The organism is Cupriavidus sp. MP-37 (assembly GCF_020618415.1).
Classification (GTDB): domain Bacteria; phylum Pseudomonadota; class Gammaproteobacteria; order Burkholderiales; family Burkholderiaceae; genus Cupriavidus.
This window is the reverse complement of the sequence record NZ_CP085344.1, coordinates 1,208,576-1,229,823: the sequence shown is the minus strand read 5'-3', so window position 1 is coordinate 1,229,823 and position 21,248 is coordinate 1,208,576. Positions and strand designations below refer to the sequence as shown.

Below are 21,248 nucleotides of genomic sequence, written 5' to 3'. Positions count from 1 at the left end.
CGAATAATATATATGAAATTTCATGAACTCCAGTGGAGCCCCCATGGGCATGCCTGAGGCCCGGCCACGGATCGCCAGCGTAGCCGCCGCCCCCGACTTCGACGCGATGCACTTCCGCCGCACCCTGTCGCAGTTCGCGACCGGGGTCACGGTGATCACCACGCGCGCCAGCAACGAGTCGGTTGCCGCCGGCGCGCCGCCGTTCATCGGCATTACCGCCAGCTCGTTCAACTCGGTGTCGCTGGAGCCGCCGCTGGTGCTGTGGAGCATGGCCACGCGTGCCAACAGCCTGCCGATGTTCCGCGACGGCACCCACTACATCATCAACGTGCTGTCGGCCTCGCAGCTGGACCTGTGCCAGCGCTTCGCCACGCTCAAGGGCGACCGCTTTGCCGGCGTGGACTACCGGCTCTCGGCCACCGGCCTGCCGATCCTGTCGAATGCACTGGCCTGGTTCGAATGCCACAACCGCAGCCGCTACGACGAGGGCGACCACGTCATCTTTGTCGGCGAAGTGGAGCGCTGCGGCGTGCTCGATGGCAAGGACGGCCCGCTGATATTCCAGGGCGGCCAGTTCACCACCACCGCCCCGCTCGACCTCTGAAACGCCCCTGTCCATCATGGCGGATCTGCCGGCAGACCCCTCGCCCCAGCCCTTTGTCGACGGCTACCTGGCCTATCTGCTGGCGCGCGCCAGCCATCTGATCTCGGGCGAGTTCCATCGCGAGGTCGAGGCCAGCGGCCTGTCGGTGCAGGAATGGCGCGTGCTGGCCACGCTGGCCGACCGGCCTGACTGCACCGTCGGCGCGCTGGCGGAAATCACGCTGACCAAGCAGCCCACGCTGACCAAGCTGCTCGACCGCATGGCGCACGACGGCCTGGTCCGGCGCCGCGCCGGCAAGACCGACCGCCGCCAGGCGCTGGTGTCGATCACGCCGCGCGGCCTGGCGCTGGTGCAGCCGCTGCTCGCGCGCGCCGCGCAGCACGAACGCGCGGTGCTGGATGACTTCGGCGTGCGCCAGGGCGCGCAGCTGAAGGAAACCCTGCGGCAGCTGATTGCGCTGCACACGCAGCGCTAGGCTTCAGCGGCCGACTTCAGGATCGCCAGCGGCGAGCTGTCTACCTTGATCCGCTGCAGCACGATATTCGAGCGGATATCCATCACGCCCGGAGTACGGTACAGCCGGTTCACGATGAAGTCCGAGTAATGCTTCAGGTTGCGCGCCTGCACGCGCAGGATGTAGTTGCTGTCGCCGGTGATGATGTACGCCGACAGCACTTCCGGCCACGACTGCACCGCGGCGATGAAGGTGTCGTGCCACCCCTCCACATCATGGCGCATCGACACCTGCACGATCGCCTCCAGCTCCAGGCCCAGCTGTTCGGCATCGAACCACGCGCGATAGCCGCCGATCACCCCTGACTCTTCCAGCAGCCGCACGCGGCGCAGGCACGCCGACGGCGACAGCGCCACGCGGTCGGCCAGATCCTGGTTGCTGATGCGGCCGTTCTCCTGCAGGCAGGTCAGGATGCGCAGATCGGTGGGATCGAGGTTCATTCGAATTTCCTTCGAGAATTCGGCAATTTTGCGCATTTTATGCGAAAGACGGGCCGAATGAGGGGCCATTTAGCAAGCCTCTTGCCGCCGATTTTGACTATGATTCCCGACATCGAGGCACACAGAAACGGCGCCCGCGGACGGCGCCGCGCAATTCATGACCGCCCCCAATCCCCCCAATCCTGACTTGCGCCGGCTGTGGGACATCAGCCCGCCGCTGTCGCCCGCCACGCCGGTGTGGCCCGGCGATACGCCATTCCAGCAGCAGCCGGCCTGGCAGATCGACGCGCATTGCCCGGTCAATGTCGGCCGCATCACGCTGTCGCCGCACACCGGCGCGCATGCGGACGCGCCGCTGCACTATGCCGCCGACGGCGCGCCGATCGGCGCCGTGCCGCTGGCGCCATACCTGGGCCGGTGCCGGGTGATCCACTGCATCGGCGCCGCGCCGCTGGTGCAGCCGCACCATGTCGAGCACGCACTCGAGGCGCTGCCGCCGCGGGTGCTGCTGCGCACCTACCGGCAGGCGCCGCTGGCGCAGTGGGACCCGGCCTTCTGCGCGGTGTCGCCCGACACCATCGCGCTGCTCGCCGCGCACGGCGTGCAGCTGGTCGGCATCGACACGCCCTCGCTCGATCCGCAGGAGTCCAAGACCATGGACGCGCACCACGCCGTGCGCCGCCATGGCCTGGCGATCCTGGAAGGCATCGTGCTGGACCAGGTCGATGCCGGCGACTATGAACTGATCGCGCTGCCGTTGCGCTTTGCCGCGCTGGATGCCAGCCCGGTGCGCGCGGTGCTGCGCAGCCTCGACTGAACCTTTCCCGAACCCGCCTGGCCTTTTCTGCACGACATGACGACCATTGACCGCGAGCACTGTATCCGGCTCGACCAGCAAGACCCGCTGCGCCCGCTGCGCGACCAGTTCGCGCTGCCCCAGGGCGTGATCTACCTCGACGGCAACTCGCTCGGCGCCCGCCCGCGCGCCGCCGCCGCGCGCGCCGCCCAGGTGGTGGCCGAGGAATGGGGCGACGGCCTGATCCGCAGCTGGAACACCGCCGGCTGGTTCGACCTGCCGCAGCGCCTGGGCAACAAGCTGGCGCCGCTGGTCGGCGCGGGCCACGATGAAGTGGTGGTCACCGACACCACCTCGATCAACCTGTTCAAGGTGCTGGCCGCGGCGCTGCGCGTGCAGCAGACGCGCGACCCGGCGCGCAAGGTGATCGTCTCCGAGGCCAGCAACTTCCCCACTGACCTGTATATCGCCCAGGGCCTGGCCGACCTGCTGCAGCAAGGCTATTCGCTGCGGCTGGTGAACTCGCCGGCCGAGCTCGACGCCGCCGTGGGCGCCGATACCGCGGTGCTGATGCTGACCCACGTCAACTACAAGACCGGCGAAATGCTCGACATGGCCGGGCTGACCGAGCTGGCCCATGCCCGCGGCGCGCTGACGGTGTGGGACCTGTGCCATTCGGCCGGCGCCGTGCCGGTCGACCTGAAGGCCGCCGGGGCCGACTATGCCATCGGCTGCACCTACAAGTACCTGAACGGCGGCCCGGGCTCGCCCGCCTTCGTCTGGGTCGCGCCCGCGCTGCGCGATGCCTTCTGGCAGCCGCTGTCGGGCTGGTGGGGCCATGCCGCGCCGTTCGCGATGGATCCGCAATACCGCCCGGTCGAGGGCGTGCGCCGCTTCCTGTGCGGCACCCAGCCGGTGACCTCGCTGGCGATGGTCGAGTGCGGGCTGGACATCTTCGCCCAGACCAGCATGCAGGTGCTGCGCGCCAAGTCATTGCTGCTGACCGACTTGTTTATCGAACTGGTCGAGGCCCGTTGCGGCCACCATCCGCTGACGCTGGTCACGCCGCGCGAGCACACACGCCGCGGCAGCCAGGTCAGCCTGGAGCATCCGGAGGGTTATGCGCTGGTGCAGGCCCTGATCGAGCGCGGCGTGATCGGCGACTACCGCGAGCCGCGCATCGCCCGCTTCGGCTTCACCCCGCTCTACACCAGCTTCGCCGAGGTGTGGGATGCTGTGGAAATCCTGCGCGAGGTGCTGGACAGCGGCGCGTATCGCGACGCGCGCTTCCAGACGCGCGGCCAGGTGACCTGACCGGGAGCGCATCATGAGCGAATTCAAGGGCTGCCCCTTCTCCGGCGCGGCGCCGGCAGCCACGCCGCAAGGCGACGGCTGGCACGGCGCGCAGATGGATTTCGCCAGGGACATGAGCTATGGCGACTATCTCGGCCTGGACCAGATCCTGAGCGCACAGCATCCGCTGTCGCCGGACCACAACGAGATGCTGTTTATCGTGCAGCACCAGACCACCGAGCTGTGGATGAAGCTGATGCTGCACGAGCTGCGCGCCGCGCGCGAGTCGGTCAAGGGCGACAGCCTGCCGCCCGCGTTCAAGATGCTGACGCGCGTGTCGCGCATCATGGACCAGCTGGTGCAGGCGTGGAACGTGCTGGCCACCATGACGCCGCCGGAGTACTCGGCGATGCGGCCCTACCTGGGCATGTCGTCGGGCTTCCAGTCCTACCAGTACCGTGAGATCGAGTTCATCCTGGGCAACAAGAACGCGGCCATGCTCAGGCCGCATGCGCACCGGCCCGAACACCTGGCGCTGGTCGAGGCCGCGCTGAAGACGCCGTCGCTGTACGACGAGGCGATCCGGCTGATGGCGCGGCGCGGCTTTGCCATCGACGCCGATTGCGTCGAGCGCGACTGGACCCAGCCGACCGCGTACAACGCGTCGGTCGAGGCGGCCTGGCTGGAGGTCTATCGCAACCCCGCCGCGCACTGGGAACTCTATGAACTGGGCGAGAAGTTCGTCGACCTGGAAGACGCGTTCCGGCAATGGCGCTTCCGCCATGTAACCACGGTCGAACGCGTGATCGGCTTCAAGCGCGGCACCGGCGGCACCGAAGGCGTCAGCTATCTGCGCAAGATGCTGGACGTGGTGCTGTTCCCGGAACTGTGGAAGTTGCGGACCGATCTTTGATCCGCAGGGCCGGTGGTGGCTTCAGCCCGCCGGCTCGGACAACCTTGCCGCCAGCGTCTGCAATGCCGGCGCCAGGGTCTGGTGGAACACCGCCTCGTCCACCGCCCCATAAGAGGCGCTGCAGCTCAGCATGTGCAGCTCTTTCTCCCCCACCGGCCGGAACGCCACCGCGCAGGCATGGATGGCCGGATGCCAGTCGCGGAACGACGCGGCATAGCCGCGCTGCTGCGCCTCGGCCAGCGCGGCGCGGGTAGCGGCTTCCTGCTGCTTCCATTGCTCCGGGAAGGCCTGGCTGAACTCCGCCATCACGCGCTCGCGGCGCGCCGCGGGCAACGCCGCCAGGTAGGCCCGCCCCATCGAACTGGATACCAGCGACAGCCGCGAGCCGACGCCCAGCCCGAGCATCACGCCGGCGTCGTTGCGGATCGATTCCAGGTAGATCACTTCCATGCGCTCGCGCTTGCCGAGCGACACCGAGACCCCGTACGACTGCGCGAACGCCAGCATGTGCGGGCGCGCCAGCGACACCACGTCCGACGCCGACAGGTAGGCGTAGCCCAGCGCCAGCACCCCCGCATCGAGCGCGTACTTGCCCAGGCTCTCGTCATAACGCAGGTAGCCCAGCTGCACCAGCGTGCCGGCCAGCCGGCTCACCGTGGCCTTGGGAAACCCGGTGCGGCGCACGAACTCCTGGTTGCCCAGCATCGCCTCGCCGGTGCGGAAGCAGCGCAGCAGCTCCAGGCCGCGCGCCAGCGCGGTGACGAAGTTCGGGTCGCTGTCGCGCACGGGTGCCGCGGCGGGTTCCCGGGAAGGTGACGGATCGGGGTTCAGGTTAGCCAAGGTTCGGTGCTCCAGTCGGCGCTTGTCCGTTCATCGCACAAAGGCGCGGTGGTTCAGGGTTTTGCCTGTTGCGTGGCAAGACCATTGCGATATACTAATTCAACGGAACACAGTTCCGCAATGCGGAACTTCAGGGATCCGAAAAAATCCTCCGCACGACCACCGATCGATCCTCAACCGATCACCGAACCCGTTACGAACGACGGAATCCGCCGGCGCGGACCGCGGCATCGAGCCGCCCGCCCGGCGCTTCCCCTGCGCTACCGAAGGAGACCTGCATGGCTGCCAACGCCGAATTCCACTGGGCCGACCCCCTGCTGCTCGACCAGCAACTGACTGCCGACGAACGCGCCGTGCGTGACGCCTCCGCAGCGTACTGCCAGGACAAGCTGATGCCGCGCGTGCTGCAGTCGTTCCGCAACGAGAAGACCGACGTCGAGATCTTCCGCGAAATGGGCGAGCTCGGCCTGCTCGGCCCGACCATCCCCGAGCAATACGGCGGCCCGGGCCTGAACTACGTCAGCTACGGCCTGATCGCGCGCGAAGTCGAGCGCGTCGATTCGGGCTACCGCTCGATGATGAGCGTGCAGTCGTCGCTGGTGATGGTGCCCATCTATGAATTCGGCACCGAGGCGCAGAAGCAGAAGTACCTGCCCAAGCTGGCCACCGGCGAATGGATCGGCTGCTTCGGCCTGACCGAGCCGAACCACGGCTCCGACCCGGGCTCGATGGTCACCCGCGCCAAGAAGGTCGACGGCGGCTACGAGCTGACCGGCGCCAAGATGTGGATCACCAACTCGCCGATCGCCGACGTGTTCGTGGTCTGGGCCAAGCTGCAGGGCGAAGACGGCAAGGAAGACATCCGCGGCTTTGTCCTGGAAAAGGGCTGGAAGGGCCTGAGCGCCCCGGCCATCCACGGCAAGGTCGGCCTGCGTACCTCGATCACCGGCGAGATCGTGCTCGACCAGGTGTTCGTGCCCGAAGAGAACATCATGCCGGGCGTGAAGGGCCTGAAAGGTCCGTTCACCTGCCTGAACTCGGCGCGCTACGGCATCGCCTGGGGCGCGCTGGGCGCCGCCGAATTCTGCTGGCACACCGCGCGCCAGTACACGCTGGACCGCAAGCAGTTCGGCCGCCCGCTGGCCCAGACGCAGCTGGTGCAGAAAAAGCTGGCCGACATGCAGACCGAGATCACGCTGGGCCTGCAGGGCTGCCTGCGCCTGGGCCGCATGAAGGACGAAGGCACCGCGGCGGTCGAAATCACCTCGATCATGAAGCGCAACTCGTGCGGCAAGTCGCTCGACATCGCCCGCGTGGCGCGCGACATGCTGGGCGGCAACGGCATCTCGGACGAGTTCGGCGTGATCCGCCATGTGGTGAACCTGGAGGTGGTCAACACCTATGAAGGCACCCATGACATCCACGCGCTGATCCTGGGCCGCGCCCAGACCGGCCTGCAGGCCTTCTTCTGATCGCACCAGAAAAAAGCCCGGCGATGACGCCGGGCCAAGCACACTACCAAGGAGACGACGAGGCTGCCCCCGTCGATACAACACCTGCCTTGCACACGGCCCCGCCCTGGCGGGGCCGTATTCATTTGTTGGGCTGGGGCGTCAGGCGCAGGTACGGACGCACGGCCTGGTAGCCCTTGGGGAATTTCTCGCGCAGCACCGCTTCATCCTTCAGCGACGGCACGATCACCACGTCGTCGCCGTCCTGCCAGTTGCCCGGCGTGGCCACGCTGTGGCTGTCGGTCAGCTGCAGCGAGTCGATCACGCGCAGCACCTCGTTGAAGTTGCGCCCGGTGCTGGCCGGATAGGTGATGATCAGGCGCACCTTCTTGTTCGGGTCGATGATGAACAGCGAGCGCACCGTCAGGGTCTCGTTCGCGTTCGGGTGGATCATGTCGTAGAGCTGCGACACCTTGCGGTCGGCATCGGCCAGGATCGGGAAGTTGACCTCGGTCGACTGGGTCTCGTTGATGTCCGCGATCCAGCCGCGGTGCGAGTCGACGGTATCGACCGACAGCGCGATCGCCTTGACGCCGCGGCGCGCGAATTCATCCTTCAGTCGGGCGGTGAGGCCCAGTTCGGTGGTGCACACCGGGGTATAGTCGGCCGGGTGCGAGAACAGCACGCCCCAGCTGTCGCCAAGCCACGCATGGAAGCGGATACGGCCTTCGCTGGAATCCTGCTCGAAGTCCGGGGCGATATCGCCAAGACGCAACGCCATGTTCTGTTCTCCTGATTTCACGGTGGAACCAGAGTAACTGGATTGATATCCAACCCAAACGAATATAAAGTCACTACAAAATCACTCGCAGTCATATAGACATTCTCTGACATTCATCACGCCCGCTTTCGGGCATGCTGGCAATACTTGGGCGTCCCGCCCCCGGCGCGCCGCTTCCGGGGCCGCTGCCTTGAAAGGGCGACGTGTCGCCACATATGCTAAGTATCAGACCGACAAATGCCGTTAGCCTCGGAGCGAAGAAAATGTCAGAATCCGCACAAACCGAACCAACCGCCCGCAAACAGGAGAAACTGATGAGCGATGTCAAGACCGTGCTGTCCGACGCCGAGGAACTGCTGAAGCAAGCCGCCTCGACCACCGGGGAAAAGGCCGCCGAACTGCGCGAGCGTGGCATGGGCCTGCTCAAGCAAGCCAAGGAAAAGGCCCAGGACCTGCAAGACGCCGTCGTCACCAAGAGCAAGGCCGCCGCGCGCGCCACCGACGACTACGTGCATGACCACCCGTGGCGCGCCGTGGGCGTGGCAGCCGGCGTGGGCCTGCTGATCGGTCTGCTGCTCAACCGCAAGTAAGCGCTGCAAATCGGGCGCGGCACGCCGCTGCCGCGCCATCGCGGCAACCCGCCCGGCGGGTTGCCAACGGCCGGGGCGCCCGGTGTGTCGGAAACGCTGTCGTGGTGGGCCTGTTCGTGGCCGACCGGCCGTTGCCGACACAACCTGGCGCCGCAACCGGCCCCGCCAGCTGGATAGGTGCGTACGGCGATGCCGGCGCACCGCTCTTTCACGCCGGAGCCGCATGAGCGAAGCCACCCCTTCCCCCAAGTTCCTCGACGCCGTGCGCAACCTGGCCGGCTCGCTCGTGGCGATGGTGCAGACGCGCCTGGAGCTTGCCAGCGTGGAGTTGGCCGAGGAGCGCACGCGCTTGCTGAAGGTCGCCCTGCTGGCCTTGTTCGGGCTGGCCTTCTTCGGCCTGGGCCTGGTCACCCTGACCGCGCTGATCGCGATCCTGTTCTGGGACACGTACCGCTGGCAGGCGCTGGGCGCGCTGACGGTGCTCTACCTGGTGCTGTGCGCGATCTGCCTGGCGTACGCCCGCAGCGTGCTGCGCAACGCCCCGCCGATGCTGGAAGCCACGCTCGCCGAAATCGACAAAGACCGGGAGATCCTGCGCAGATGAGCACACTCGACCCTGACGACAGCACCCCCGCACGCGAACGCGGCGAACATCCCCGCGCGCCCCGGTTCACGCAAGAGGTGCGCCTGCCGCTGGCGGTGCGCAAGGAACTGCTGCTGACCCGCGCCGCGCTCGAACGCCACGATTGCCTGCAGGCGCTGCGCGCGGTGCGTGGCGGCGTGCACCGCCTGGGCACCGTCAGTGCCTGGCTGCCGCGGATCGCGCGGCCGGGTTCGTGGATGAAGGTGGTCGGCCTGACCAAGGACTATCCGCTGCTGAGCACCGCGGTGACGCTGGCGCTGCCGCTGGTCAAGCGCGCGCCGGTGCTGCGCTGGACCTGGAAGCTGTCCAAGCTGGGGCTGGTCGCCGGCGCCGCCTACTGGGCCTATAACACCTGGCGCGATGCCAAGGGCCAGGCCGTGCCGCCCGCCGGCGTGCCGACGCCGGCCCCCGCCGGTACGCCACCGGCGGCCGACACCGGCTTCCGCGATCCGCTGATCCCCTGACGGCCCCGGCGCACGCCGGCTGCGCCGGGCTCAGCCCGCCAGCGCAATGGCCGGCTGTGCCCCGACATCCGGACCGGCCGGTGCGAACGGCACCGGCGGCGCGATGTGGTAGCCCTGCGCCAGGTCCACGCCCAGCTCGCGCAGCCGCTCGAGCATGGCCTCGTTCTCGACGAATTCCGCAATGGTCTGCTTGCCCATGGCGTGGCCGATGCGCTGGATCACCTCCACCATCACCAGGTTGACCGGATCGGCCAGCATGTCGCGAACGAAGCTGCCGTCGATCTTCAGGTAGGCCGCGGGCAGGTGCTTCAGGTAAGTGAACGACGACATGCCGGCGCCAAAGTCATCCAGCGCGAACTGGCAGCCGAGCTGCTGCAGCTGCATGATGAAGGCGCCGGCCTGCGCCAGGTTGGCAATCGCCGCGGTCTCGGTGATCTCGAAGCAGATGCCGTCCAGCGCGATGCCGAAGCGCTGCGCCTGCTCGCGCACGAACTCCGGGAACTGGATGTCCGCCAGCGACGAGCCTGACAGGTTGATCGCACAGGTGGCGATCTCGGCCTGGCGCCCCGCCAGCGTGGCAAACGCGGTCTCGACCACCCAGCGGTCGATCATCGGCATCAGGTTATAGCGCTCGCAGGCGGGCACGAACGCCATCGGCGGCACCAGCCGGCCGCGTTCGTCGACCATGCGCAGCAACAGCTCCACATGGCGCCCCGCCGGGGCCGGCGCGTTCGCCTGCACCGGCACGACCTCCTGGGAGAACAGGCAGAAGCGGCCCGCGGCCAGCGCCGCGTGCACCCGGCTGACCCACTCCATCTCGCCATGGCGGACCTGCACCACGCTGTCCAGCGGATGGTAGACCTGCACGCGGTTGCGCCCGCCCTCCTTGGCCACGTAGCACGCCGCGTCGGCCGCGCTCAGCGCCTCGGCCACGCTGCCGGCGTGCCGGTCCAGCGTGACCAGGCCGATGCTGACGCCGACCGCGAAGGTGCGCTGCCGGTGCGCAAAGCGGAAACTTGCAATCGCGTGGCGCAGGCCCTCGGCTACGCGCTCGCCATCGGCCGTGGCGCAATGCTCGAGCAGCACGCCGAACTCGTCGCCGCCCAGCCGCGCCAGCAGGTCGGTGCGGCGCAGCTGGCCACGCATGATCTCGGCCATCTGCCGGATCAGCTCATCGCCGGCGGCGTGGCCGCAGGTATCGTTGACCACCTTGAACTGGTCCAGGTCCAGGTACATCAGGGTGTGCGGGGTGCCTTGCGCGCGCGCGCGCTCGATCGCCGCGGCCAGCCGGCGCTCGAACTCGGCGCGGTTGACCAGGCCGGTCAGCGCGTCATGGCTGGCCTCGTACGCCAGCCGCGCGGCATGCGCGCGTTCCTGGCTGATGTCGTGCAGCACCACCACCACGCCGATGGCCTGCGCGGCACGGTCGCGGATCAGCGCCACCGACGGCTTGACCGCCAGCGCCTGGCCGGGCTGCCCGGCGCCGTCGCGCTGCACCAGCTGGGCCGAGCGGCTGTGCCAGCGCTGGCGCAGCGCCAGCGTCACGATATCGGGCAGCGGCGCCAGGCTGTCCTCGTCGCGCAGCACGCAGACCTCGCTCAGCGGCAGCCCGCGGGCCTCAGCCTCGCGCCATCCGGTCAGCGCTTCGGCCGCGGGGTTGAGCGACTGCACCCGGCCCCATACATCGGCGGTGACCACCGCGTCGCCGATCGCCTGCAGCGTGACCTGGGCCCGCTCCTTTTCGGCAAACAGCTGGGTCTCGTAGCGCTTGTGCTCGGAAATATCGGTCAGCGAGCCCGCCATGCGCGCGCGCCGGCGCCCGGCGCCGCGCACCAGCCGGCCGCGGGCGCGCACCCAGAGGTAGTCGCCGGCCCGGTTGCGCAGGCGGAATTCGGCATCGTAGGGCTCGCCGCTGCGCAGGTGGTGCGCCAGCTTGGCCTCGAACGCGGCCAGCTCGGACGGATGCAGCAGGCCGAGCACGGTTTCGCGCGCATGCGGCAGCTCGTCGCCGCGGTAGCCCAGCATCTGCGCGCAGCGCGGCGAGAAGTACAGCTCGCCGCGGCCGAGGTGCCAGTCCCACAGGCCATCGTTGCTGCCCTCGACCGCCAGTTGCAGCTGCTCTTCGCGCTGCGCCAGGGCCTCGCGCAGCCGGCGCTCGCGCCGCAGCGGCCCCACCGACAGCAGGATCGCCGACATCAGCAGCGCCGCCGCCATCACCGCGCTGCCGTTGGTGAGCAGCCGCGTGACCCGGCGCGACGCCTGGCCCAGGTGGCCCGAGAAAGCGCGCTCCAGCGGCGTCAGCCTGGCGTCGATCTGCGCGATGTTGCGCAGCACCGGCGCGACGCAGGCGTCATCGCAGCCGGGCTGGCTGGCCAGCCGCCGCAACGCCAGCGCCTGCTCGTGCAAGGCAAAGATCTCGAGATCGCCCTGCGCCCACACGCGGATGGCGGCATCGACCTCATGGATATGGCGGAAATTCCGGTACAGGCGCACCATCCGCGGGATGTCTTCGGGGTGGTTGCCGCCGGCCAGCAGGCCCTCGTGCACCCGTTCCAGGTCGGGCTCGGGACGGTCCAGCTCGAGGCGCGCGCGGTGGTCGCCGAACGGGATGGCGATGGACGCCAGGTAGGCTTCGAAATCCGCCGGATCGCGATCCTCGCCGTAGCGCAGCAGGTGCAGCACGGCGTTCTTCTGGCCCTTGGACCACTGGCTCTCGCCCGCGACAAAGGCGCGCGCGGCCGACAACAGGTCCAGGCTGGCGATGCTGAACAACGCCAGCGCGACGACCACCGGTACGAACGGCCAGATGATGCGCAACACATGCCCGCTGGCCGGCAAGGAAACGCCTGCTTGCCGCATAGGTCTTGTTCGAGGGGCCGTGTCTCGCGGCCGTTCCGAGGGGCCGCGGTCCCCATGCCGCGGCTGACCCATTGTGCGGCGCGCGCCGGCCCGGCGTCTCTACCTCGAACTAGTTAAAGCGCCCCCTACCATCGGGGCATGCCGGACGAAAAAAAAGCAAAAAGGGCCTGTGACGTGCGCCACAGGCCCTTCGCATTTGCTTCTCTATCCTAAGACGGAAAAGCGCAGAACAACGGGCATGAATCTACAACAAGGGACCAACAATCGGTTTGCCGGAAGTTCTAAGTCCCTACCACCAAAGGGATTTCCACTGCATCCATGTGTTGGCGGAACACTAAGGGGCGCGCCCACAAGCTGCCGGCTTCATACCTTGCCGTAACTTCGAAAGAAGGGAGATGAGCGTAGGGGTGCCAGCGCCCATTTGTATTTGGCGCCACTCCTCTTACCGACGGCTCTGTCTATTTGGCTCCGGCTATAGGAATAGTCCCTGCGCAGCCGTTCGCGCTGCTTGTTCCACAGGGGCGTGGATCCGTACTTCTCCACAAATCGTGCCAAGATGGCTGCCTCTGCGTCTTGGTAGGCAAAACCATTGTTTCGAACCCGGGGAATCGCCAAGCAAACTTCAAAGCCGTAGTTGCCGACCAAGTCTTTCAGTTCGTGCACCCACTTTCGATGGCTCGTGATACGACTACGGAAATTTCCCTCCCCGACATACACGGCCGGGGAACTGCCCTTCGGGTACTGGATGCAGAAGTCTCCATTAAGCCGGATCACATAGACTGATCGTTCGATATCACTGGCACGGATGCCCAGCGCCTCTAGCTTTGGCAATGTGACTCTCTTCCAAGTCTCGTCCGGCATCCATTCGATACGGTGCCAATCAAGTGCGACGTGTGTCATCCCCGCCCTCACAAAGCCTGCGGCTGACCGCTCCGTTACGACCAGAAGTCCTCTGTAGGGGGCGAGTGCCCCAAGAGTGTCACGGCGAGCCCAAATAGATAAAGGGCCCGCGGCGAACTGCCCGCAAGCCCTTGTGAATGCTGGTGGGTCGTGCGTGACTCGAACACGCGACCAACGGATTAAAAGTCCGCTGCTCTACCGACTGAGCTAACGACCCGAAAAAACAGAACCGCGATTATAGTAATGCGATTCTCGATGTGTCAAGCACGCGGCGCGCGCCAACGCGCTCACACCATGCGTTCCAGCCGCCACATCTGGTAGCGGAACGCCAGCACGGCCCCGGCCAGGATCCCGGCCAGCGCAATGAACGAGCCCAGCGCCAGCGTCGACACGCCCGACAGCCCCTGCCCGACCGTGCAGCCCAGCGCGGTGACGCCGCCCGCGCCCATCAGGATGCCGCCGACCATGTGGTTGGCGACGTCCTCGGCATTGCCGAAGCCTTCCCAGCGGAAGGTGCGCGTGGCCAGCGCATAGGCGGCCGCTCCGGCGATCACGCCGAACACGCTGACGATGCCGATGGTCAGCACCTTGCTCTTGTCGCTGAACAGCATCAGCCAGTCCAGCGTGTAGGCATACGGCGCGACGAAGCTCAGGCTTTCCATGCGGCCGCTGTTGGTCGAGACGAACAGCTCCTCCAGCGTATTGGGGTCTTCGGCGACGTAGCCGAGATGGCCGGACACGTACCACATCGCCACGATGATCAGGCCCACGCCGATGCCGCCCAGCAGGTTGTCGAAGGTACGGAAGCCGCGCCCCGCCAGCGCCCACGCCGCCAGCACGCCGCCGAGCGCCAGGCCCAGCGCCAGCTGCAGCACGCCGCGCGCCGCACCGGTGCCCTGCGCCAGCACCGACGGCAGGTCCTGCGTGGTCGGCAGCGCCAGCGCCACCGCATCGACGGTATTGACGCGCACCACGCCGAACACGCCGCGCAGCGTCATGTAGGCCGACAACCCCAGGAACACGAACACCACCAGCGACTTCAGGTTGCCCGCGCCGATCCGCACCAGCGTCTTGCTGCCGCAGCCCGAGGCCAGCACCATGCCGAAGCCGAACATCAGCCCGCCGGCCAGCGCCGACAGCCAGGCCAGCTTGCTGGCGGCATAGATGGTCTTGGTCGGGTCGATCGCGCCGCTCCAGGCCAGCACCCCGGTGCCGATCATGGCCACGCCGATCGCCAGCGCCCACATGCGCATGCGGCTCCAGTCGCCCATGTTGACGATGTCCGAGACCGCGCCCATGGTGCAGAAGTGCGTGCGCTGCAGCACCGCGCCGAACAGGAAGGTCAGGACAAAGGTGCTCAGCAGCACCGAACGCGACAGCGCGGCAAGATCGATTTCAGGCATGGGGGCGGGAACGGCTGGCTCAGGTTCAGGCGGCGGCCTGGTAGCGGGTCGGGTCGGGCACGCCGGCGGCCTCGAAGCCGGCGCGGCGGATGCGGCAGGAATCGCACACGCCGCAGGCACGGCCGTCGTCGTCGGCCTGGTAGCACGATACCGTCAGGCTGTAGTCGACGCCGAGGGCGATGCCGGCGCGGATGATCTCGCCCTTGGTCATGTCGATGATGGGTGCATGCACGCGGAAGCGGTCGCCCTCGACGCCGGCCTTGGTCGCCAGGTTGGCCAGGGTCTCGTAGGCCGCGACGTATTCCGGGCGACAGTCCGGGTAGCCGGAATAGTCGACCGCGTTGGCGCCGAAGAAGAGGTCGCGCCCGCCTACCGCCTCGGCCCAGCCGAGCGCCAGCGACAGCATGATGGTGTTGCGCGCCGGCACGTAGGTGACGGGGATGCCGCCGCTGGCGCCGTCGGTGGGGACCTCCAGCGCGTCGTCGGTCAGCGCCGAGCCGCCGAAGCGGCGCAGGTCGAGGTCGACGATCTCGTGGCGCACCGCGCCCAGGGCCGCGGCCACGCGCTTGGCGGCTTCCAGTTCCGAGGAATGGCGCTGGCCGTAGCGCATCGACAGCGCATAGGTCTCGAAGCCCTGGGCGCGGGCCATGGCAAGGACGGTGGCGGAGTCGAGTCCGCCGGACAGCAGGACGATGGCGCGTTGGGTCATGGTGCGGGTCGCGCCGGGGAGCGGCGCGCAAGAACATTCAGGCGAATCGCATATTCTAGCGCGACAAACGAAAAAGGCCCGCCGAAGCGAGCCTTTGAGATGGCGGGCGGTGCCGCCGCCGACGCTTACTTCAGCGTCTTGAGCCGGTTGCTCGCCGCCTGCGCGCCTTCGGTGCCGGGATACTTCGCCACCACCTGCTCCAGCGTCTTGCGCGCGGCCGCCTTCTGACCCGACTCGAGCTGGTTGTTGGCGATGGCGATCATCGCGTCCGGCACCTTGGGGTGCGTCGGGTTGGCGTTGACCATGTTCTGCAGCACGAAGGTCGAGCCCTTGTAGTCGCGCTGCGCGTACAGCGAGTTGCCGAGCCAGTACTGTGCCAGCGGCAGGTACGGGCTCTGCGGGTACTTCTTCACGAAGGCCGAGAAAGAATTCCCCGCGCTCTTGAAATCGCCCGCCTGGAACTGCTTGAGCGCGGCATCGTACTCGGGCTTCTCGCCCGGCTGCGCGATGCCTTCGCGGCCTTCGACCGTGACCTGCTGCGGCTCGAATTTCTTCAGGCGCGCATCCAGGTCGGCGTAGTAGTCCTTCTGCTGCTTCTGCAGCGTTTCCACCGTGTTTTGCAGCACTTCGTTCTGGCCGCGCAGCCGCGCCACTTCCTGGCGCAGGCCTTCGAGCTGGTTCTGCATCTCGAGCAGGTTGCGGCTGTTCTGCTCGATGCGCTGGGTCGCGGTCGCCTGGAAACCGTTGAACTGGTCGCGCAGGCTGATGACGGCCTTGCGGGCCTCGTCATCGTCGAACACTCCGGCATGCGCCTGCGACAGCGGCAGCATGCCGCCGCCGGCCACGGCGGCGAGCCACAACAGGGTGGAAACGCGTGCTTTCATGGAAGGCGGTCCAGATCAGTAGTTGATGTCCGCGCGGCGGTTCTCGGCCCACGAGGCTTCATCGTGGCCGGTGGCCTTGGGCTTTTCCTTGCCCAGGCTCACGGCTTCCATCTGGGCGTCGGGTACGCCCATCGAGGCCAGCGAGCGGCGCACGGCTTCGGCGCGCTTCTGCCCCAGCGCGAGGTTGTACTCGCTGGTGCCGCGTTCGTCGGTGTTGCCCTGGATCAGGATCTTGCGGCCCTTGTTGGCGCCCAGGTACTTGGCGTGCGCGCCCAGCATGCCCTGGTAGTCGGCCTTGACGGTGTAGCTGTCGAAGTCGAAGTAGACGCTGCGCTTGGCCAGCGGGCTGTTCGGGTCGTTCAGCGGATCGGCGGCGGTCACCGGGGTGACGGCGCGCGGATCGGCACCGGTACCGCCAGCGGCGCCGGCGCCGGCGTTGGCGGTATCGTCGAGCTTGACGCCGGAGCTGCAGGCGCCCAAGGCAAGCAGTGCGGCAACGGCAAGGGTTTTGGTCATCAGTTGAGGCATGGTGAATGACTCCTGTTATTGCATGAAAGGACCCCAGGACGGCTCGCGAACATCGCCGGACTGGAGGGACAGAACCTGCCGGGTACGCCCGTCAGTGGACACCGCCGCCAGCACCGCGCGACCGCCCACGCGGGTGGCATAAAGGATGTACTTGCCGTTGGCGGCGAAGCTCGGCGCTTCGTCGTTGGCCGTATCGGTCAGCGACGTCACGTCGCCGTTGGTCAGGTCCTGCAGCTGCAGCTTGAAGCCGCCCCCGCGCGAGATGTACGCCAGGTACTTGCCATCCGGCGAAATCCGCGGGCTCACGTTGTAGCTGCCCTTGAAGGTGACGCGTTGCGCCCCGCCGCCCTCCTCGCCGGAGGCGGGCATGCGGTAGACCTGCGGCGCACCGCCGCGGTCGCTGGTGAAATAGATGCTCTTGCCGTCGGGCGAGTACTGCGGCTCGGTGTCGATGGCGCTGCTGCGCGACAGGCGGCGGATGCCCGAGCCGTCGGCGTTGACCTGGTAGATCTGGGTATTGCCGTCGCGCGACAGCGCCAGCGCCAGGTGGCGGCCGTCCGGCGACCACGACGGCGCGCTGTTGTTGCCCTTCTGGTTCGACACCAGCGTGCGCTTGCCGCTGGCCAGGTCGTGCACGTACACCACCGGCTTCTTGGCCTCGAACGAGACGTAGGCCACGCGCGCGCCGTCCGGCGACCACGACGGCGAGATGATGGGCTCGTTGCTGGTCAGCGCCACCTGGGCGTTCTGCCCGTCCGAATCCGAGATCAGCAGCTGGTAGCGGCCGCCCACCTTCGACACGTAGGACAGGCGCGTGGCAAACACGCCGCGCTCGCCCAGCAGCTTTTCATAGATGTAGTCGGCGATCTTGTGCGCGGTCACGCGCAGCTGCGACTGGTTGACGGTGAAGGCCAGCCCGCCCAGGCTCTGGCCCTTGACGGTGTCGTACAGGCGGAAGCGCACTTCGTACTTGCCGCCCGCGGCCGGGGTCACGCTGCCGGCGACGAAGGCATCGGCGCCGCGCGCCTTCCAGCTGCCCAGGTCGACATTGGCGGACTCGGCCACGGTCGCGCCGCCCGGGTCGACGTTGCGGAAACGGCCGCTGCGCGCCAGGTCCGAACGGATGATCGCGGTCAGGTTCTGCGGGGCCTGCGCCTCGCCCTGGAAGTTGGCGGTCGCCACCGGGAACTGGCTCGCGCCCACCCCCGAAATCTCAACGTTGAGCTGCGCGTGCGCGGCGCCCGCGGCCATGGTCATGGCGGCGGCCAGCCACGCCATCAGCGCGCGCCGGCCCGCCAGCGGGACCGGCCGGCTGGCGCGGGGGGATGCGGGGGGATTTGCGTTGTGCCGCCTCGCGGACAGCCAGTTGGGGGCCCAAAGCTTTCGCATGCTGCTCCTCAGTCGATTTCAAGTTTCGTCGGGCACGACAGGCAATCGGCAACACGGGCAAATGCGACATTGCACATGGCGCATGCCCCGTCCGCGTGCGTACGCACCGTCGGCTGCGTCAGGCAACCTGTCATGCTAGCGCTGGGACCGGAACCCGGCGATGAAGGTTGCATTATGTTGCAAATCATGCTGTGCCGTTTACTCAGCCTCACTCAGTCCTTCGGCCGGAAGGTAATGGTGAAGCTGGCCGGCGCCTTGCCGTTCTCATCGCGCGGCAGCGGATCGGAACGCTCGACCGCGCGCAGCACGGCGTTGTCCCAGCCGGAATTGCCGCTGGACTTGGACAGCCGCGCCGACAGCAGCGAGCCGTCCGGCGCCAGCTGCACCGAGACCACCGCGGTCGGGTTGCCCGGCACGTCCTCGGTAAAGACGATGTTCGGCTTGACGCGGCGCCGCACGCGGTCGGCATAGCCGGGCGATGCCTTGCCGCCACCGCCGGCACCGGCGCCGGCCGCATTGCCGACCCCGCCACCGCCGGCGCCCGAGCCGCCGGCCAGCGCCTGCAGCCGCGCCAGCTCGCTCTTGCGCTGGGCATTGGCGGCGGCCTCGCGCTTGGCCTTGGCCTCGGCATCCGCCTTGGCCTTGGCGTCTGCCTGAGCCTTGGCCTTCGCGTCTGCCTGGGCCTTCGCCTTGGCCTCCGCCTGGGCCTTGGCCTTGGCCTCGGCGGCTTCCTTGCGCTCGCGCTCGGCCTGCTCCTTGCGCTCCTGCTCCTGCTGCGCGGCCTTCTTCTTTGCGTCGTCCTTGCGCTGCGCTTCCTTGCGCTCGGCTTCGCGCCGCTCGGCTTCCTTGCGGTCGGCCTCCTTGCGCAGGGCCTCCTTGCGCGCCTCCTCCTTGCGCGCCTCTTCCTTGCGAGCTTCTTCCTTGCGCTCGGCCTCCTTGCGTGCCGCTTCCTTGCGCTCGGCTTCTTCGCGCGCGGCGGCCTCGGCCCGGCGCTTCTTCTGCTCCAGCGCGATATCGGCGTCGTCCTCGACCTTGCTCTTTACCTGGGGCGGCGGGGGGGCGGGACGCGGCTGCACCACCGGCTCGGGCTCCGGCTGCGGCCGCGGTGGCGGCGGAGATGCGGTGGCGGCGGGGATTTCCTCCCACAGTTCGGCCTCGGCGCCGACCGGGGTGCTGCTCTGCCAGCTCACGCCGTAGTACAGCACCACGGCCAGCAGCAGGTGCATGAGCAGCGCGAGCAGGAAGGAACGCAGGGTTCCCCGCTCCTTGACCGGCTGGTAGGGATAGGCGGCGGCGGTCGTCATCAAGCGCAACGGCAATCAGATAGGTGCTTCAAACCGTCAGGAGGTCTTGGACTTGACCATCAGGCCCACGCGCTTGACGCCGTCGGCTTTCAGGATCGACATCACGTCCAGCACCGCCTCGTATTTGACCGCGCGGTCGGCGGCGATCACCACCGGCTGGTCCGGGTTCTCGTTCTGGCGCTGGTGGACGAAGTCGAGCAGACCCTGCTTGTCGAGCTTGCGCTCGAAGGCGTTGCCGGCGTTGTCCTTGCCGCGCGCGGTGAGCTGGCCGTCTTCATGCACGGTGACGACGATCGGCGGCGCCTTCTGCTGCGGCGTGGCGTTGGCCACGGTGGGCAGGTCGACGGTGGCGGGGCTGACGATCGGCGCGGCCACCATGAAGATGACCAGCAGCACGAGCATGACGTCGATATACGGCACGACGTTGATCTCGGCACTGGCCCGGCGGCGCGAGCCGCCGCGGCGCTGAATGGCTGCCATTGCAGGACTCCTGGAGACGCCGGCCCGGGCTCGCGCCCGGACCGTTGATAGGGAATACGGTTAGCGGGTCTGCCGCTGCAGGATGTTCAGGAACTCTTCCATGAAGCTCTCGAAGCGGATCGCCAGGCGATCGATTTCGGTGGCATAGCGGTTGTAGGCGATCACCGCCGGGATCGCCGCGAACAGGCCGATCGCGGTGGCCACCAGCGCTTCGGCGATGCCGGGCGCCACCGACGCGAGCGTCGCCTGCTGCACGTTCGACAGCCCGCGGAACGCGTTCATGATCCCCCACACCGTGCCGAACAAACCGATATACGGGCTCACCGAACCGACCGACGCCAGGAACGGCAAGTGCGATTCGAGCACGTCCATCTCGCGCTGGTAGGCCGCGCGCATGGCGCGGCGGGCGGCGTCGAGCAGCGCGCCGGCCTCGTTGCCGCGTTCGCGCGCCTTCAGGAACTCGCCCATGCCGGATTCGAAGATCCGTTCCAGCGCGCCGGTGTTGTGGCGGTTGTTGACGGCGCTGTTATAGAGCGCCTGCAGGTCGCCGCCGGCCCAGAAGTCGCGCTCGAAGCCTTCGGTCTGGGTGCGCGCGGACCGCACCGCCAGGTGCTTGCGGAAGATATAGGTCCACGAAAACAGCGACATGGCGAGCAACAGCGCCATGACGGCCTGTGCCAGCACGCTGGCGTGGAGCACCAGCGTTACGATCGACATGTCTTGCGTGACGGTCACGGGATTCATCGTGCTGACTTGATGGTGGCTAGAACGGGGTCGGGGATCGGGGCGGGACGGAAAGTGCTTTTATCGACGCAGCCAACGCGGATCGCGCCGGTCGCCAGCATCTGCTCGCCACGCCAGGCTTCCTGGGTGAACTGCACCGAGGCCGGGCCGACCCGGTCGATGCGCGTGCGGATCTCGAGCTGGTCGTCCAGCCGGGCGGGCGCATTGTAGTCCACCGCCGTGCTGCGGACGATGAAGACCACGCCCGCCTGGTCGGCGAGCGCCTGCTGTTCGATGCCGAGCGAGCGCAGCCACTCGGTGCGGGCGCGCTCGAAGAACTTGAGGTAGTTGGCGTAGAACACTACGCCGCCTGCATCGGTGTCTTCCCAGTACACCCGCAGGGTCCAGACAAAGTTTGTCATGGCCGCGATTGTAACGGAGAGCGAACCCCGTTTCGTGTAAACCCGCAGGACGACTTTGCAACAGCAAGTTGCTGGCCAGGGCCGCGCCAGCCCTTGCCAGCGCTTGGCTGGCGGGTGCACGGCTTGCGGCGGGCGGCCGCCTCGCGCTACACTGCGCGCAACCATTCCATCTTGCGCGACTGGCGAAGTCAGTGGGCACTACCACGAGGAAGCGCAAGTTCTCTGGCGTGAAGTTTCCAAACGCCATGGCGTTGACGCGAGTCATGCCTGCCGCTCGCCTGGGCAGCGAATGGGAAGCAGGGTGCGCCCTGCGCCGAC

Annotated in this window: 23 protein-coding genes, 1 tRNA gene and 1 riboswitch; of the genes, 9 read left to right on the top strand and 15 right to left on the bottom strand. The window is 67.7% G+C overall.

The features are described 5' to 3' along the window. The first annotated feature begins 43 nt into the window (after positions 1–43). Together LIN44_RS05800 and LIN44_RS05795 are read left to right on the top strand one after the other, a co-directional pair. Positions 44–604, top strand: a complete 561-nt coding sequence (locus LIN44_RS05800) for a flavin reductase family protein (protein ID WP_227313913.1) — start codon at positions 44–46, stop codon at positions 602–604. Between the two features lie 16 nt (positions 605–620). After that, complete coding sequence (locus LIN44_RS05795) at positions 621–1,079, top strand: MarR family winged helix-turn-helix transcriptional regulator (protein WP_227313912.1); 459 nt, start codon at positions 621–623, stop codon at positions 1,077–1,079. Here the strand turns inward: LIN44_RS05795 and LIN44_RS05790 are convergent. Beyond that, on the bottom strand, positions 1,076–1,558 hold the full coding sequence (locus LIN44_RS05790) for an Lrp/AsnC family transcriptional regulator (protein WP_227313911.1): 483 nt from the start codon (positions 1,556–1,558) through the stop codon (positions 1,076–1,078). The two genes, LIN44_RS05795 and LIN44_RS05790, sit on opposite strands and share 4 nt — an antisense overlap. Positions 1,559–1,715: 157 nt before the next feature. Between LIN44_RS05790 and kynB the strand changes: the two genes are divergently transcribed. Genes kynB through kynA form a run of 3 tightly spaced genes read left to right on the top strand, consistent with a single transcriptional unit; the run spans position 1,716 to position 4,560 of the window. Further along, entirely contained in the window at positions 1,716–2,375 is a 660-nt protein-coding gene (kynB, locus tag LIN44_RS05785) for an arylformamidase (RefSeq protein ID WP_227313910.1), read from the top strand. Between the two features lie 36 nt (positions 2,376–2,411). Then, positions 2,412–3,668 carry a kynureninase gene (kynU, locus tag LIN44_RS05780; protein ID WP_227313909.1) on the top strand — a complete coding sequence of 419 codons (1,257 nt, stop codon included), beginning with the start codon at positions 2,412–2,414 and terminating at the stop codon, positions 3,666–3,668. 13 nt (positions 3,669–3,681) lie between these two features. Beyond that, complete coding sequence (gene kynA / locus LIN44_RS05775; protein ID WP_227313908.1) at positions 3,682–4,560, top strand: tryptophan 2,3-dioxygenase; 879 nt, start codon at positions 3,682–3,684, stop codon at positions 4,558–4,560. A 21-nt stretch (positions 4,561–4,581) separates the two neighbouring features. Here kynA and LIN44_RS05770 read toward each other — a convergent pair whose 3' ends face one another. Then, positions 4,582–5,400 carry an IclR family transcriptional regulator gene (locus tag LIN44_RS05770; protein ID WP_227313907.1) on the bottom strand — a complete coding sequence of 273 codons (819 nt, stop codon included), beginning with the start codon at positions 5,398–5,400 and terminating at the stop codon, positions 4,582–4,584. A 278-nt stretch (positions 5,401–5,678) separates the two neighbouring features. Here LIN44_RS05770 and LIN44_RS05765 point away from each other — a divergent pair, with 278 nt between their 5' ends. Beyond that, on the top strand, positions 5,679–6,872 hold the full coding sequence (locus tag LIN44_RS05765; RefSeq protein ID WP_227313906.1) for an acyl-CoA dehydrogenase: 1,194 nt from the start codon (positions 5,679–5,681) through the stop codon (positions 6,870–6,872). Positions 6,873–6,993: 121 nt separating this feature from the next. Here LIN44_RS05765 and LIN44_RS05760 read toward each other — a convergent pair whose 3' ends face one another. Further along, complete coding sequence (locus LIN44_RS05760; protein ID WP_012353545.1) at positions 6,994–7,632, bottom strand: peroxiredoxin; 639 nt, start codon at positions 7,630–7,632, stop codon at positions 6,994–6,996. 263 nt (positions 7,633–7,895) lie between these two features. On the opposite strand from LIN44_RS05760, the gene LIN44_RS05755 reads away from it, so the two are divergent. The 3 genes from LIN44_RS05755 to LIN44_RS05745 all read left to right on the top strand — a co-directional run bounded on the left by LIN44_RS05755 (position 7,896) and on the right by LIN44_RS05745 (position 9,329). After that, positions 7,896–8,222, top strand: a complete 327-nt coding sequence (locus tag LIN44_RS05755; protein WP_010813729.1) for a YqjD family protein — start codon at positions 7,896–7,898, stop codon at positions 8,220–8,222. A gap of 223 nt (positions 8,223–8,445) precedes the next feature. Continuing rightward, entirely contained in the window at positions 8,446–8,826 is a 381-nt protein-coding gene (locus LIN44_RS05750) for a phage holin family protein (protein ID WP_227313905.1), read from the top strand. Further along, positions 8,823–9,329 carry a DUF3318 domain-containing protein gene (locus LIN44_RS05745; RefSeq protein ID WP_227313904.1) on the top strand — a complete coding sequence of 169 codons (507 nt, stop codon included), beginning with the start codon at positions 8,823–8,825 and terminating at the stop codon, positions 9,327–9,329. The genes LIN44_RS05750 and LIN44_RS05745 overlap by 4 nt, the downstream gene beginning before the upstream one ends. 30 nt (positions 9,330–9,359) lie before the next feature. Here LIN44_RS05745 and LIN44_RS05740 read toward each other — a convergent pair whose 3' ends face one another. From LIN44_RS05740 to ybgC, 12 genes are all read right to left on the bottom strand, one after another. Then, complete coding sequence (locus LIN44_RS05740; protein WP_227313903.1) at positions 9,360–12,260, bottom strand: EAL domain-containing protein; 2,901 nt, start codon at positions 12,258–12,260, stop codon at positions 9,360–9,362. A 291-nt stretch (positions 12,261–12,551) separates the two neighbouring features. Then, the gene (locus tag LIN44_RS05735) at positions 12,552–13,088 is read right to left on the bottom strand and encodes a hypothetical protein (RefSeq protein ID WP_227313902.1); all 537 of its coding nucleotides are present in this window, start codon (positions 13,086–13,088) and stop codon (positions 12,552–12,554) included. A gap of 141 nt (positions 13,089–13,229) precedes the next feature. Further along, a tRNA-Lys gene (locus LIN44_RS05730) sits at positions 13,230–13,305 on the bottom strand. A gap of 70 nt (positions 13,306–13,375) precedes the next feature. Continuing rightward, positions 13,376–14,491: a YeeE/YedE family protein gene (locus LIN44_RS05725; protein WP_227313901.1), complete on the bottom strand. Its 1,116-nt coding sequence runs from the start codon at positions 14,489–14,491 to the stop codon at positions 13,376–13,378. Between the two features lie 25 nt (positions 14,492–14,516). Further along, complete coding sequence (queC, locus tag LIN44_RS05720; protein WP_012353550.1) at positions 14,517–15,200, bottom strand: 7-cyano-7-deazaguanine synthase QueC; 684 nt, start codon at positions 15,198–15,200, stop codon at positions 14,517–14,519. A 125-nt stretch (positions 15,201–15,325) separates the two neighbouring features. Beyond that, positions 15,326–16,084: a tol-pal system protein YbgF gene (gene ybgF, locus LIN44_RS05715; RefSeq protein ID WP_227313900.1), complete on the bottom strand. Its 759-nt coding sequence runs from the start codon at positions 16,082–16,084 to the stop codon at positions 15,326–15,328. A 15-nt stretch (positions 16,085–16,099) separates the two neighbouring features. Continuing rightward, the gene (gene pal, locus LIN44_RS05710; protein WP_227313899.1) at positions 16,100–16,612 is read right to left on the bottom strand and encodes a peptidoglycan-associated lipoprotein Pal; all 513 of its coding nucleotides are present in this window, start codon (positions 16,610–16,612) and stop codon (positions 16,100–16,102) included. A gap of 15 nt (positions 16,613–16,627) precedes the next feature. Continuing rightward, positions 16,628–18,001: a Tol-Pal system beta propeller repeat protein TolB gene (gene tolB / locus LIN44_RS05705; RefSeq protein WP_227313898.1), complete on the bottom strand. Its 1,374-nt coding sequence runs from the start codon at positions 17,999–18,001 to the stop codon at positions 16,628–16,630. A gap of 212 nt (positions 18,002–18,213) precedes the next feature. Further along, positions 18,214–19,305: a cell envelope integrity protein TolA gene (gene tolA / locus LIN44_RS05700; protein WP_227313897.1), complete on the bottom strand. Its 1,092-nt coding sequence runs from the start codon at positions 19,303–19,305 to the stop codon at positions 18,214–18,216. A gap of 36 nt (positions 19,306–19,341) precedes the next feature. Then, positions 19,342–19,785: a protein TolR gene (gene tolR, locus LIN44_RS05695; RefSeq protein ID WP_012353555.1), complete on the bottom strand. Its 444-nt coding sequence runs from the start codon at positions 19,783–19,785 to the stop codon at positions 19,342–19,344. Positions 19,786–19,845: 60 nt separating this feature from the next. Next, positions 19,846–20,529, bottom strand: coding sequence for a protein TolQ (gene tolQ / locus LIN44_RS05690; RefSeq protein WP_198046717.1), 684 nt, complete (start codon positions 20,527–20,529; stop codon positions 19,846–19,848). Further along, a complete protein-coding gene (ybgC, locus tag LIN44_RS05685) occupies positions 20,526–20,930 on the bottom strand; it encodes a tol-pal system-associated acyl-CoA thioesterase (protein ID WP_227313896.1) in 405 nt (134 codons plus the stop codon). The genes tolQ and ybgC overlap by 4 nt, the downstream gene beginning before the upstream one ends. Positions 20,931–21,095: 165 nt before the next feature. Then, positions 21,096–21,221: riboswitch (ZMP/ZTP riboswitch) on the top strand. The last annotated feature ends 27 nt before the right edge of the window (positions 21,222–21,248 follow it).